Origin of the sequence: Paenibacillus sp. NPDC057967 (assembly GCF_042887015.1) — a bacterium.
Lineage (GTDB): Bacteria > Bacillota > Bacilli > Paenibacillales > Paenibacillaceae > Pristimantibacillus.
This window is the reverse complement of the sequence record NZ_JBHVQB010000009.1, coordinates 168,702-182,032: the sequence shown is the minus strand read 5'-3', so window position 1 is coordinate 182,032 and position 13,331 is coordinate 168,702. Positions and strand designations below refer to the sequence as shown.

Below are 13,331 nucleotides of genomic sequence, written 5' to 3'. Positions count from 1 at the left end.
GCTTAGACTGAAATCATCTTATCAAACTATCCTGCATAATGGCTGTATCTCATGTATATTAACAAACTAAGGAATATTAATCCATTTTAAAAGGAGATGTCATTTTTGAAAAAAATCTACTTGAGTTTACTATTAGTTTTCACACTGACACTAAATGCTTCCACTGTTATAGCATCAACGGGCACTAAAATCACATTAAACCATGATTTACAAATAACTCTAATTGACAGTGAAAATGATGATTTATTAGTTTCTTTAAAAGAATTATCTTCTGTGGATGAATCTTTTTCTAAAATATCCGATTATTTGCACAGAATTGACGTTAACGATGATAAAAAATTCAAAATTAACAACTCTAATGACGGTATTTTTATATACAATATTAGTGAATTCAGAGAAAATATCAATCGAGTTTTTCCAATGATTGAAAGTGGTGCAAATTTGTATTTTTACGGGGAAGATTCCTTAATAAAGTTGGTTCTTCAACATTATGATGATGAACAAACAGTGACAAAAAACCTAAAGGAAATTGATACATCTCTTGCTGAAAATAATCCACAGTATAACCTGATATCTTTCAAGGATAAAAAACTTGTTCTTAATGCATCAATTAATGTTTTTGATTTAGAGGGTACGATTCTAGAAACTCCTGCATCTTCATTTGTTCATTCCATTTTATTGAATATTAAAAGTTCTAATGAATCAACTGTCAGCCCCTTGAATTATGGGTCGGATACAATAGTCTGGAACCCAGGTGACATAGTTGATAGCACCTACGTAGTAAATGCAAGTAATCAACCTATCCTGAGAGGTAAACTACTTTCCCAAATGATTTTATTTCAAAATACAAGAAGTGATACTGATCCAAATTATGATTATTTCTATTTGAGAAATAATGTTGAAACCACATCCTATAATAGTGGGCTTATGAAAAATGCTGAAGCAAATCATATTTTACCCTTTCCAGCAGATCAACTTCTCTCTTGGGGCCCATCAGCCACAACTACATCAAGTCTAATAACCGTTGGACTCCCTTGGAATGTATCTTGGGCATTCACTGTCTCTCCTGATACGATGAAGATTACGAACAGTGGGGATAGTGCTACAAAAAACATCCACTGGAAGCTATTCAAGCCAGGTATCTTTCCTTTTCATAATACTGAATATACCATGCCAAGCCCCTCCAGAATTCAACCAGGAATCGCATGGTCGTCTGCAGGCAGTTCCCTAGCTGGTATAAATGTTATTAATAAAGCAAAGCTAGAGTTTGGTACAAGCACATATACTATGCAAAACAGTAGAAATATAAGATATAATTATTAGGTATTGCCAGCTTAAGATAAACAATAGTAATCGTACAACATATCCAGCCTGCTCTTTGTTAAGGCAGGCTGGATATGTTGCATATTAAGGAGATGGACAATATCAGACCCAACAACATTTTTCTTGTATTTCTTGCTATATTATTCCCATTTGCTTTTGCCATGATTACAACTGCATTAGAACGCATGTCAGGACTTTTGTTTATAAACCAATTAAATATAGGTATAATAATCACTCTATTAGTTGTAATTATATATAGATTGTACTTCAATAATAACAACAAAAATAAGCAGTGATCCACTCTACTCACATCTACCAATCCAACTGAATAATTCAATCTCTGAATTATTCCGAGAAAACTCATTAAAGCCGAAATCAGCTTTACCGCATTCTGCTCCATCCGTCCGATACTTAGGTTTCCTACAGTCGGATAAGAAGACACCCCTTCTTCACTCCAGCGTTTCTTATAGACTTCATGTCTCTCGGTATAAAAGCTATCCTTCATAATTACTGGGGCGAATTAGGGAAAATCATGAAATTTCTCATGATTAACGATACAGTTAATAATCGCCCATCCATTCCTGAAGAGACGGCATCAACTTGCCCGCATCGCGGTAGCCCTGCATGTAGAGCGCATCCAGCTTCTCCTTATCCCGCTCCATTCTGCCTACGGTCAAGGTCTCTTGGGGCCGAATGACGAATACGTTCCCCGACTTCTCCTGCTTATCAATATAATCCAAAGTCTCATTGTAGACCTCATGCCTGCGCAGCATTGTCTCCACAAGCTTCGGATACTTGGCATAAGCGCGCTTCATCAGCCAAGGGAACCGCGAGCGGGATTTACGATAGTCGCTATTGCGCGTCAAAATGAGCACATTGCGCTTGTGGCCTTGTCTCTCCGCTTCTCGCAGCGGGATGGGATCGGCAATGCCCCCGTCAAGCAGCTTCCTGCCGCCGAACTCGACGATCGGGGCAATAAAGGGAAGCGAGCTTGAAGCCCTTAACAGCCTTAACAAGTCATAATCGGGATCATTCTTATGATAATAGACTGCCTCGCCTGTCATACAATCCGTCGTGCCGATGGCATATTCCTCGGGACTATTCTGAAAAGCCTCATAATCAAACGGAACCAGCTTGTTCGGAATTTCATCGAATATAAAATCCATCCCAAACAGCTGACCCTTCTTCAACAGATTACCCCATGATATATATCTGGGATCGCTCACCCAGTTCACATTCACGATGCGATTGCGTCCCAACTGCCGGGACAAATAGCTCGCTCCCATGCAGGCGCCAGCCGACACGCCGATTGTATATGGAAAATAAAGTCCATGCTCTGAAAAATACTCCAGCACGCCCGCCGTATAAATCCCGCGCATGCCTCCGCCTTCCAATATTAAGCCGTTCGCATTCATGAGCTGCCTCCTTCGCGACATGGATCACGCACTAAACCCTCTCTTCAGCCTAGCACTTGAACACCCAAAAATCTATAGCCCGCTTTCTATATACAGTTCAACTGTATAGAAAGAGGTTCTCTCTGGATGATCATTCCGCTCATGATCGCTCTTGCCAGCATCTTCTCCTACTAGGCCAAGAAACAATATGAATCCACTCGGATCATCTAGGAGAAGTAACCGCCCTGCATGAAAAACACCACAACGCTGTTATGGACTGCCCCCACTTGTTAGATGTGTCGAACAAATGGGATGCCGTTCAGCGTTGTGGTGTTTTTTCTGGTTACAAGTTTGAACCGATGCCTTCAGAATCCTTACTTATTTGAAGGAAGCGTAGCCTTGATCGGCCATGACGACGCTGCCGTTGATCGCTTCGGCATCGTCCAGCGATACCAGGTATACCGTCTTAGCCAGCGCTTCGGGTTTGGTGAGCTCGCCGCCCATTACTTTCGCTCTCATGCTGTCCAGCATACCGTGATCCTTGTAGCCTTGAATAATCGGCGTATCCACAGCGCCCGGAGCAACCGCAACGACGCGAATGCCATGCGGCGACAGATCAAGCGCCGCTGATTTGGACATCATAATGACAGCACCTTTGGTCGCATGATAAGCGAACGTTCCAGGCGAAGCCAGGAAGCCGAATACGGATGCGGTATTGATGATGACGCCCTTGATGCCTAGCTCTCGCATCTTTCTGCCTGCTGCCATTATGCCATACGCAACCCCATGCTGGTTAATGGAGATTGTGCGATGGTATAGATCCATATTTTGATCCAGTACGGGACCTGCGCCTCCGATACCGGCATTATTGAACATGACGTCGATTCTGCCGTAAGCCTCTACCGCTTTGTCGACAAGCGCGTCTACTTCCTCTTGCTTCGATACGTCTACTTGGATGAAAACGGCTTCTCCGCCTTCTTTAATGATTTGCTCTACCGTCTCTTGTCCGCCCGTCTCATTAAAGTCAGCTACCACGACACGGTCTCCCTTGCGGGCAAAGTGAAGGCTCGTCTCACGGCCAATGCCGCTGGCTCCGCCTGTAATTACCGCTACACGTTTTGTTGTTGTCATCTGAACAACCTCCCGTTGATCTAGTTGTGAACATTTATTGAATATGGCCTTGTCATCATCGTACTGCCGTTTCATATTCAAGTAAATTTAAACGTATTAAACCATCCTTAAGCTCAGCTAAAGGAAAGTGGAGGCGGTAACCATGCAGCTGGAGCAGCTGGCTTGTATTGTAGAGGTAGCCAAAACCGGCTCTGTTACCGGGGCGGCGCAAAACTTGCATCTTAGCGTCTCGGCCGTTAGCCAGTCCCTCTCCAATCTGGAGTCGGAGCTGGGGGTCACGCTCTTCAATCGCTCCCGAACCGGAACGATTCCGACAGCGGAAGGCAAGTCGATTATTCAGAAAGCATTCGAGGTGCTGGCTAAAATTAATGAAATCGAAGATGAGGCCAAGAGCTACACCTCTGACTTAAGCGGACAGTTACGACTGGCTGCGATTCCTGTCCCCCTCTCCTTATTCGTCGATACGATCATCAGCTTCAAACGGGACTATCCCCGGGTCGAAATGGAGATTACCGAAAAAGGAACAACCGAAATTGTAAATGACATTCGGCAAAACAAAATCGATCTCGGCCTTATTATTTGGAACGAGGAGCTTCATCGGCATATGAGCCTATCGTTCGAGCGGCTGCTAGAGGGCAAGCTGATCGCGGGTGTCAGCCGGTACTCCCCCTTCGCACGACAGTCATCTATGTCTTCCGAGCAATTAAGAAGTCAGCCGCTAGTCTTATACAACGACGATTATTTGAAGTGGTTCATTCAAGACTTCGAGTCCCACTATGGACCTCTCCATGTATTGTTCTACACCAACAACAAAGACGCTATTATTAAGGCGGTGGAGGACGGTGCCGCCATTACCGTCGGCTTAAATTTCTCCTTCTCTGATCAGTCCGCTTCCTCCAAAGGAATAACGACTATCGAGCTGGATATCGAGGGCAATAAGCCGGTCTATCTGGGATGGATACATTCAGAGGAGCAGCATCTTCCCCATGCTTCCAGCGTTTTTGTCCAAAAGCTCAAGCTGCAGCTGGATCACTTATCATAACGTTCCCCCTGACGGACAAGCGTCCATTCATGAGCAGCCAAGTCAACTGAAAGAGACCTGGCCTGAGAGACCAGATCTCTTCCCTTATATGCTTAATGGGGTTAAGTGTAGCCATGCAAGCAGCTCAAATTACGAATGGAGTTATGCGCCTGCGTAAAAAGGAGATCCCTCGAATCAGGCTTATGGCCTAATGGAGACATCTCCTTATCTTTTACGTCACAATCTGCTAAGACAGATCCCAATTCCTTCTCGGCTTATAGCCTGCTTTCTCCAAAAAATCCATCTCCGTGTCACGTGACAACCCTGCCATCGCGATATTCGCCGATTGGGAAACCACCAGCATTCGGCAAGCCATCTCCAGTGTCTGGAGCGCCATGCGCGCTTCGCGGATCGACGTATCATAGACAAGGACGCCGTGATTCTCAAGCAGCAATATATTCGCATGCTTCGCCTTCTCTCGGACACCCTCGCCTAGCGCTGCACTGCCTGGATGATAATAAGGAACACGTTCTATCTTTTCCAAATAGTACATCGTCTCCACGAACCAATTGGACGGAATCTCGATATCGGAGCAAGCTACGAGCGTGCTATAAAATGGCGATGCGTGCAAGACAGCACCGATCTCCGGGCGGCTCTCATAGACTGCGCGGTGCATAGGCGTCTCCTTGGACGGCATCTTCCTCTCCGTTCCATTAACAGCACCGGACATATCGCATTCGACGAGATCCTGATCTTCCAGCTCTCCCAGGAAAGTTCCGCTAGCCGTAATCATATAGCGGTCCCCTTCTGTGCGGGCGCTAATATTACCGGCATTGCCCCAGGCAAGGCCGTATTGCATCATATATTGGCCGGTATGCTGCAATTGCTTCATGATGATGTCGACTGACGGCACAGGGAGCATCTCCTCTCGTTACTTATTCGCCTCATATCCAGTGAGAGCGAGTTCCACTGCTTGCCCGCCCCTATTATTTCAATATACTAGGTAAGAACAACGAAATTTGTGGAATATACGTGATTAGCATAAGGGCGATAATCATGGCGATGTAGAACGGTATCATCCCCCTCGTAATCTGCAGCAGGTTAATCTTCGCAATCGAAGACGAGATAAACAGGTTAATGCCGAGCGGCGGCGTACACATGCCGATAGCCAGGTTGACGATCATAATCATGCCGAAGTGAACTGGGTCAACGCCCAAATGCACTGCGACAGGCAAGAGCAACGGAGCCAATATAATAACCGAAGCGTTGGTCTCCATGAACATCCCGATGAATAGCAGGAACAAATTAACGAGCAGCAAGAAGACGACCGCGCTGTCCGAGAAGTTGATAAAGAATTGGGCCACTTGCTGCGGAATGCCTTCACGCGTCAGAATCCATCCGAACAAGCCCGCGCTGGAGAGAATGAACATAATGGCGGATGTTGTAACGACAGACGACGTGAAGATATGCATCAGCTGCTTGAACTTGATCTCACGATAGATGAATACACCTACGATAAACGAATAGAGTACTGCTACACCTGCTGCTTCAGTCGGTGTGAAGATACCGCCATAGATGCCGCCAAGAATAATAACGGGCATAAGCAAAGCGAGGAACGATTCTTTGAACGCAACCCACAATTCTTTGCCGGACTTCTTCTTCTCGCTTGGGTACTTTCTTTTCTTGGCAATAATCACGACGGTTATCATCAAGGATGCCGCAATCAGCAGCCCAGGCAAAAAGCCTGCCATAAACAGGTCGCCAATCGACGTTTCGGTCGAAATGCCATACAGGATAAGCGGAATACTTGGAGGCAGTATAACGCCCAGCTCTCCGGATACCGATTGTACAGAACCGGCAAAGTTGCGGTGATAGCCGCGCCGAATCATCGCCGGGATCAGAATGCTGCCTAGCGCCGCCGTCGTGGCGGCAGCCGAACCGGAGATTGCAGCAAAGAACATGGAAGTTACGATCGTAACGAATGCCAGCCCTCCTGAAAAGTGTCCGGTAAGCGCATTGGCGAAGTTGATCAAGCGCTTGGATATACCGCCGAATTCCATCAGCACGCCTGCAAGCACAAAAAACGGAATCGCCATGAGCGGGAACATATCAATCGAGGTGAACGCGCGCTGAACGAGAACGATCAGCGGCGTGCCGCCATCCCACCAAATCGCCACTGCAGATGCCAAGCCCATTGCGACAGCAACAGGGACGCCGATTGCAAAAAACAGCAGCAGAAATATAAATAGTATCAGACCCATTACAGCTGCTCCCCTTTCTCTTGCTGTTCAATTGCCTTCAGCTCGCGTGCTGCTTCACTTGTCTCTACATGCTCATTGGTCAAAAACTCCATAATGACGACAATCGCATTCATAATCATCAAGATCGCCCCGATTGGAATCGCCATGTAGGCCATGCTCATCGGCATGCCCATCGCAGAGGAAGTCTGCTTACTGACGATCGGCATCATTTCAAAACCCTTAACAGTCAGAATGACCATAAAGACGATAGTAATGAGCATGACCGCAATTTTCAGGATTTTACGCGGCTTCGGCTTTATCGTCTCTGCCAGAACCTCTACGGCAATGAGCTTATGATGGCGCAGCGCCAAGGCTGCTCCTAGAAATACAGTGTAAATCATCAGATACCGCGCAAGCTCCTCGGTCCAGTGAATCGGAACATCAACGACGAAGCGGCTAATAATCTGTACAATAACCAAGACTGACATGACCATAAGCATAGTTCCAACGATATAACCGACAAGCTTATTGACCACGTCAAATCCTTTGATGATCGCTTTCATCCTATATCCTCCCGTCTTCATACGGAAAATTCACAATATAGGCCGACTTTCCTCCAGACGCAGACCGAGGATGAAGGCCGGCCAAATTCAGGTTTAAATGAAATTTATTTCGTAGCTATAATGCTGTCATACAGCTCTTGGCCATAACGGGCTGCAAACTTCTCCAGAACCGGCTTCACTTTCTCCGCAAAAGCAGCCGTATCGACTTCAATGACTTCCATGCCTTGTTCCTGCAGAGATTTCATTAGCTCTTCCTCTTGCTCCGCTACTAAAGCGTTTTCAAACTGAGTCGCTTCTTTGGCAGCCTCTTCCACTGCCTTGCGTTGGCTCTCTGATAATTTTTTATACGTGATGTCGCTCATCGCTAGCTGCACGTAGCCATAGACGTGATTAGTCATAACCAAATAATCCTGAACTTCTTGCATCTTGTTGCTTGAGATAAAGGCAAGCGGGTTTTCCTGAGAGTTGATGACGCCCGTCTGCAGCGAGGAATACACTTCGCCAAAGGCCATCGGCATCGGAGAGGCGCCCATTGCGCTCCAAGCCTCGATCGACGCCGGGATTTCCGGTACGCGGATTTTAACGCCTTTCAGATCATCAACCGTTTCAACTTTTTTATTAGTCGTCAGCTGACGCGGTCCACGCACCCAAAACTCCAGGCCGCGAATGCTTGCATCCTCCAGCAGGTCAGCTTTCAGCTTGTCGCCGACTTCGCCATACAATACTTTCTCCAGGTGATCCTGGTCACGGAACAGGTATGGGACTTCGAGAATCGAATAAGGTTCATGGAAGTTGGACAATACGCCTGCCACAAGCGCAAAGTCGACGGAGCCGAGCTGCATGCCTTCGATCAAGTCGCGGTCATTGCCAAGCGTGGAGCTTGCGAATACATCGACCTCTACAGTGCCTCCGCTTTTTTCTTTCACCAGCTCCGCGAATTTCATTGCTCCAATATGCCATGCGTCGCTTTCGCCCGTAATATGGCCGAGACGCAGCTTTACTGTTTTTTCTTCAGACGATCCGCCATTGCCGCCGGAAGCGGACCCGCCGTTGCCGCAAGCGGCAGTAATAAACATCGCTGTAATGACCATGATGGTTGCCAGCTTTTTGAACATGATACATCCCCCTATGAGTTAGTCTTATGATGTATGGCTGCCGGAGCGGCAGGCGCCGCCCGGATATACCCTTCGCATCGACGCGATTAATTCGCGTCCTCGAATTTGACCAGCACTTTCATGGATTGATCTTCTTTCTTGTCGACAAGACGGAAACCCTCGGCTGCCTGCTCGCAGGTCAGCTTATGAGAAATGATAGCCTGCTCGTTGACTGCACCGGCCATTAACATGTCAATGGCGGTTATCGTATCTTCTCGTGTATAGGTCATGCATCCGATGATTTCTTTCTCTTGATTTTGCAAATTATGAATATCGAAGGTTTGCGTACCTTGGAACATCGCTATTGTCACGATACGCCCGCCTTTGCGCAGCAGCTTAAGAGATTGATCGATAATGCCGGGAACGCCCGCCGCAATTAGCACCTTATCGAAGTCTCCTCCGATTGCCGCTTTGGCTTCTTCCGTCCAATCCGGCAGGTTCATAATGTTCATCGAATGGGTAGCTCCCATCTGATCCGCAATCTCTAGCGCGTAGTCCATCACATCTGTGACTAGCGTCGTCGTTGCGCCTGCCGCCTTGGCTGCTGCCATAGCCAGCAAGCCGATTGGCCCGGCTCCCAGTATCGCCACTTTATCGCCTACTTGAATACCCGCTTTTCGTACGGCATGAACGCCAACGGCGAATGGCTCTACTAGCACGCCCAGATCATAGTCCATTCCATCAGGCAGCTTGAACACGGTCTGCTCGGGAGCTGCGAAGTATTCCGCCATCGCCCCATACCAGCTTCCAATTCCCGGCGCTCCGCGACCAGTACAATAGTTCACGCTGCCCGTCAAGCAGTATTCGCAATGACCGCAGCCTGTCTGAGGCTCCACCGTAACCCGATCGCCGACTTTGAATTTCGTGACGGCTCCCCCAATCTCGACTACTTCTCCGGCAATTTCATGTCCGATAATAACCGGCGGCTTGCGGAAAGGATGCAGTCCTTTGTACGTATGGATATCAGACCCGCAGATGCCTGCTGCTTTTACTTGGATCAAAACCTCGTTCTTACCCACTTTCGGTTTGTCTACCTCTTTCACTACGACTGTGTAAGCATCGTCCACGTACACGGCTTTCATATATTTTCCCCCATTCTGCCATACTCATGCTGTCTATAGCTTTTAGAACAATAGCTTCCGCTTAGAGGCTTGAAGATGCTCCTTCATACGATCTACGCAATCGCCATTCCCCTTCTCCAGTAAAGCGAATATATCAAGGTGATCCTGCAAAAAGTCCCTCATGCGATGCGGGTCCTTCTTCAGATGTCTGAGTGTAATGCGAAGCAGATGATCCTGATAGTTCAACAGGACTCTATGGATCTCCTGATTGCCTGCGAATTTGCAAATGAGCAAATGAAACTCATGATCCGCTTTGGCGAATTCCTTCACATTCAGCCGTCCTACAATTTCTTCTGTCGCCTCAAGATTGCCTCTAAGCGCCAGCGTCTGCGACTCGGAGAGCCCCCTGCCTACGATGCTCTGGATGTTGAATGTCTCCAGCGCGGTACGCAAATCATATATATCGATAATACGGTCGATCGCCAGATCGTTAATAATGATGCCTTGCTTGGAGGATACGGTCAGGAACCCTTCCGTCTCCAGCCTCGTGAGCGCCGACTTGATTGGCGTCTTGCTCATCTCCAGCAGCTCGATCAGCTCGCGCTCCGACAAGAAGCGGCCAGGCTCGAAGCGTTCATCGAGAATATGCTCCTTGATTTGATTGTAGGCAATATCCTTCAATAAAAGTGAGTCCTTCTTTAGTTCAACCATCGTACAAGACAACATCCTTTCAACACGATTTTCCTATTCTTTAATCCGATGCGGCATCCCGCACCTTCACAAAGTAATCGGGGCTTCCGAACTGTCCGCCCTTAAGCGCAAGCTCCATTCCGTCCATTCTCTCATCCTGCGAGTAGACTTTGCAAAGCGGGGCTCCCGGGGAAATTGGCAGTGCCATCTCCAGTCCGTAAATTCCCATCTCGCTCGTCACAAACCCTGATGTGTCTCCACCTGCAATGACAACTCTGCCCAGATTCGCCTGCAGCATCATATGCTTCGTCCATCTGCCGAGCTGACGGCCAATATGCTCTCCCGCTTGCGAGCCGTCGATGCCCCGATCTGCAATAGCCTTGCGAGTCTCGGCTATAGCAGGGTCTTCCGGACCCAGCGCAGTGTATAGAACGACGCTTCTTCCTTCATTCAAGTGCTGAAGCGCTTCATTCAACAGCTGCGCTGGCATGTTTCTGTCCTCAGCCAAGCATTCCGGCGGGATACGCAGACCAACGAACCCTTGCTCGATTGCGGTCTCCACCTGGCGCTGGCTGACCGGCGAGGCGCTGCCGGATACAGCCAGTATCCGGCTTGCCGGAACAAGCCCTTTGCTTACCGGATTCAACGGATCATCCGTTTTTCGAATGCCTGCCTCATCCCAATATGCTGTCAAAGCATATTCAACGCCGGAGGAGCCGACTACGAAGCGCAGTCCCTCTGAGGCTGATTCCCATATCAATTGGCCTGTCAGCCTCATTGTGGCATCACCCAGCGCATCGAACAAGACGACACCCGGCTTCCGCTCCAGCTTATGCCGGTAAGCTGTCCTCGCTGCCTGCTCGCCGCCCTCCAGCTCCACAATGCTTACGAGTTCCATATCGACATTCAGCTGCTTCTGCAAATGTAGCCTCAAGTCCGCTTCTCCCATCGGTGTGACGGGATGGCGAGACATAACCGGATGTCGGTCGAGCCGGTATACCTGTCCGTCATACCGGGCAAAGTGATGACCGAAAACGGTGTAGCGGCCAAGAGCGGGCGCCCCTACCAACAGTGGCACCGTCTCTTGGTTCTCGAAGTATGGTAGCGTAATGCGAATCGCTTCTCCGATACTGCCGAACTCCGGCGAGGAGTCGAAGGTCGAGCACGTCTTGTAGTGGATGACGCCGACCGGCAATCGCGACAGCCGCTCCATCACTGGCTCCACTTCCTTGCCCAGGTCCTCTGGATTCTTCGCCCGGCTTGTTCCGGCCACACCTACGCATCGGATGCCTTCGAATCGCTGCAACATATCCGGCGAAGGCGCTTCGAGAAAGAGAACCGTCCGGTATCCGCTTCGCGACAACGCTTCCATGGCATCAGTCGAACCCGTAAAATCATCCCCGTAAAAAGCGAGTAGAAGTTCTTTGTCCAGCATATTCTGTACCTCCGTCTAATCTAGTTGTGAGCTTTCCCGAATGTCTGTATCGCTTGCTGCAGAGCCGGATGCGTCTTGGCGTAGTCCCCTATCGGTACGCCGCTTGCAGCAGCCGCCCAGCCTTGTTGCATGCTTGAGACTCCCTCTGCAATGCCGCCGGGATGAGCAAGAATGCCTCCTCCAGCCAAATGGATGACATCGGTCGATTGAACAGCCTTGTAGGTCGGCTCCGCACTGCCGGCCCATTGTGCCGATGACAGCACCGGCACAATGGGATAGCCGCCGAGGAAAGGAGTCAGACAATCCTTGATCGACTGGACAACGCCCTCATTGCTTTCAGCGAACTTGCTGTTCAGCCCGTTCGTATGCAGGTGATCTACTCCTGCTAATCGGCATAGCTTCTGGTAAGCCTTGAAGCCCATGCCAAGCAACGGCGAGCGAGTCATGGCTCCCCACTGGGTGCGGTGCCCATGTATTGGAAGCTCGGCATATTGTCGCAGGTGAGCAACGGCCGGCAGGCCCATGCTGTTGACAGCGACCATAACGCATGTGCCGCCTGCCTTCACGACAATATCGTGATGCCGCTTCATCTCGTCGATGTCACCTGTAATATTAAAGGCGTACATCAGCTTCCTGCCTGTCCGATCAGCGGCTCTCTCGATCTGCTCCATTACGGTTTTCACCCGCTGCTCGAAAGGAGCATAGGGAGGATTAGCGCAAAGCTCATCATCCTTAATGAAGTCCAGTCCCGCCTCGGCCAGGCTTCTCACTAGCGGGCCATATTCATCAAGCGGCAGCCCGATGCTTGGTTTGACAATGGTGCCAATAATAGGCCGGTTATAAACTTGTGACAGCTTGCGCGTCCCTTCCATACCGTATTGAGGTCCAGGATATCGATCAGCAAATGACCCCGGCAGTTCAATATCCACCAGTCGTATACCCGACAGCTCTCGCAGCTCATATAAGTTCCCGGCTACGGTGCTCATTAAGTTGGCGAGAGAAGCGCCGAAGTTATCAATCGGAAAGGATAACTGCACCAGGCCTCTGCGGTAAATGAGATTCCCCTCCCCTGCTGGCGGTACGCTATTAGGCAAGGAGGGCTCAGACATCTCATCCAGTTCCTCTATATGAATGATTGCAGCACGATGGCGAGCTTTTAATTCCGGCGTTTCACCAGGCACTGCTACGAATGTACCTGTTGACTGTTCACCTGCCATAACTTCGGCAGCATAAGCCAGTGAATAAGGAGTTTCAATGAGATAAGATGCGATTACGCGATGTTGTGACAAGCTCGATCGACCTCCATTTCTGGGGTTTCT

General features: G+C 48.9%; 12 protein-coding genes. 2 read left to right on the top strand and 10 right to left on the bottom strand.

Annotation, left to right across the window (positions count from 1 at the left end):
- Positions 1–105 precede the first annotated feature (105 nt).
- Positions 106–1,323, top strand: a complete 1,218-nt coding sequence (locus tag ACFVSO_RS22960) for a hypothetical protein (RefSeq protein WP_387478010.1) — start codon at positions 106–108, stop codon at positions 1,321–1,323.
- Positions 1,324–1,883: 560 nt separating this feature from the next.
- Here the strand turns inward: ACFVSO_RS22960 and ACFVSO_RS22955 are convergent.
- Both ACFVSO_RS22955 and ACFVSO_RS22950 read right to left on the bottom strand, forming a co-directional pair.
- Complete coding sequence (locus ACFVSO_RS22955) at positions 1,884–2,759, bottom strand: patatin-like phospholipase family protein (RefSeq protein ID WP_387478007.1); 876 nt, start codon at positions 2,757–2,759, stop codon at positions 1,884–1,886.
- A 336-nt stretch (positions 2,760–3,095) separates the two neighbouring features.
- On the bottom strand, positions 3,096–3,848 hold the full coding sequence (locus tag ACFVSO_RS22950; protein ID WP_387478005.1) for an SDR family NAD(P)-dependent oxidoreductase: 753 nt from the start codon (positions 3,846–3,848) through the stop codon (positions 3,096–3,098).
- 142 nt (positions 3,849–3,990) lie between these two features.
- On the opposite strand from ACFVSO_RS22950, the gene ACFVSO_RS22945 reads away from it, so the two are divergent.
- On the top strand, positions 3,991–4,890 hold the full coding sequence (locus ACFVSO_RS22945; RefSeq protein ID WP_387478003.1) for a LysR family transcriptional regulator: 900 nt from the start codon (positions 3,991–3,993) through the stop codon (positions 4,888–4,890).
- A 226-nt stretch (positions 4,891–5,116) separates the two neighbouring features.
- Here the strand turns inward: ACFVSO_RS22945 and ACFVSO_RS22940 are convergent, their stop codons facing one another.
- The 8 genes from ACFVSO_RS22940 to ACFVSO_RS22905 all read right to left on the bottom strand — a co-directional run bounded on the left by ACFVSO_RS22940 (position 5,117) and on the right by ACFVSO_RS22905 (position 13,301).
- On the bottom strand, positions 5,117–5,782 hold the full coding sequence (locus tag ACFVSO_RS22940) for a class II aldolase/adducin family protein (protein WP_387478000.1): 666 nt from the start codon (positions 5,780–5,782) through the stop codon (positions 5,117–5,119).
- 73 nt (positions 5,783–5,855) lie between these two features.
- Positions 5,856–7,130 (bottom strand): TRAP transporter large permease, encoded by a 1,275-nt coding sequence (locus tag ACFVSO_RS22935; protein ID WP_387477997.1) that lies wholly within the window; start codon positions 7,128–7,130, stop codon positions 5,856–5,858.
- Complete coding sequence (locus ACFVSO_RS22930) at positions 7,130–7,672, bottom strand: TRAP transporter small permease (protein ID WP_387477994.1); 543 nt, start codon at positions 7,670–7,672, stop codon at positions 7,130–7,132. The genes ACFVSO_RS22935 and ACFVSO_RS22930 overlap by 1 nt, the downstream gene beginning before the upstream one ends.
- Positions 7,673–7,776: 104 nt before the next feature.
- Positions 7,777–8,787: a TRAP transporter substrate-binding protein gene (locus ACFVSO_RS22925; protein ID WP_387477991.1), complete on the bottom strand. Its 1,011-nt coding sequence runs from the start codon at positions 8,785–8,787 to the stop codon at positions 7,777–7,779.
- Between the two features lie 86 nt (positions 8,788–8,873).
- Positions 8,874–9,908, bottom strand: coding sequence for a zinc-dependent alcohol dehydrogenase (locus tag ACFVSO_RS22920; protein WP_387477988.1), 1,035 nt, complete (start codon positions 9,906–9,908; stop codon positions 8,874–8,876).
- Positions 9,909–9,950: 42 nt separating this feature from the next.
- Positions 9,951–10,598 carry a GntR family transcriptional regulator gene (locus ACFVSO_RS22915; protein WP_387477986.1) on the bottom strand — a complete coding sequence of 216 codons (648 nt, stop codon included), beginning with the start codon at positions 10,596–10,598 and terminating at the stop codon, positions 9,951–9,953.
- Positions 10,599–10,638: 40 nt separating this feature from the next.
- Positions 10,639–12,012 (bottom strand): four-carbon acid sugar kinase family protein, encoded by a 1,374-nt coding sequence (locus ACFVSO_RS22910; RefSeq protein ID WP_387477984.1) that lies wholly within the window; start codon positions 12,010–12,012, stop codon positions 10,639–10,641.
- Positions 12,013–12,032: 20 nt separating this feature from the next.
- Positions 12,033–13,301, bottom strand: coding sequence for a ribulose-bisphosphate carboxylase large subunit family protein (locus ACFVSO_RS22905; protein WP_387477982.1), 1,269 nt, complete (start codon positions 13,299–13,301; stop codon positions 12,033–12,035).
- Positions 13,302–13,331: the final 30 nt, after the last annotated feature.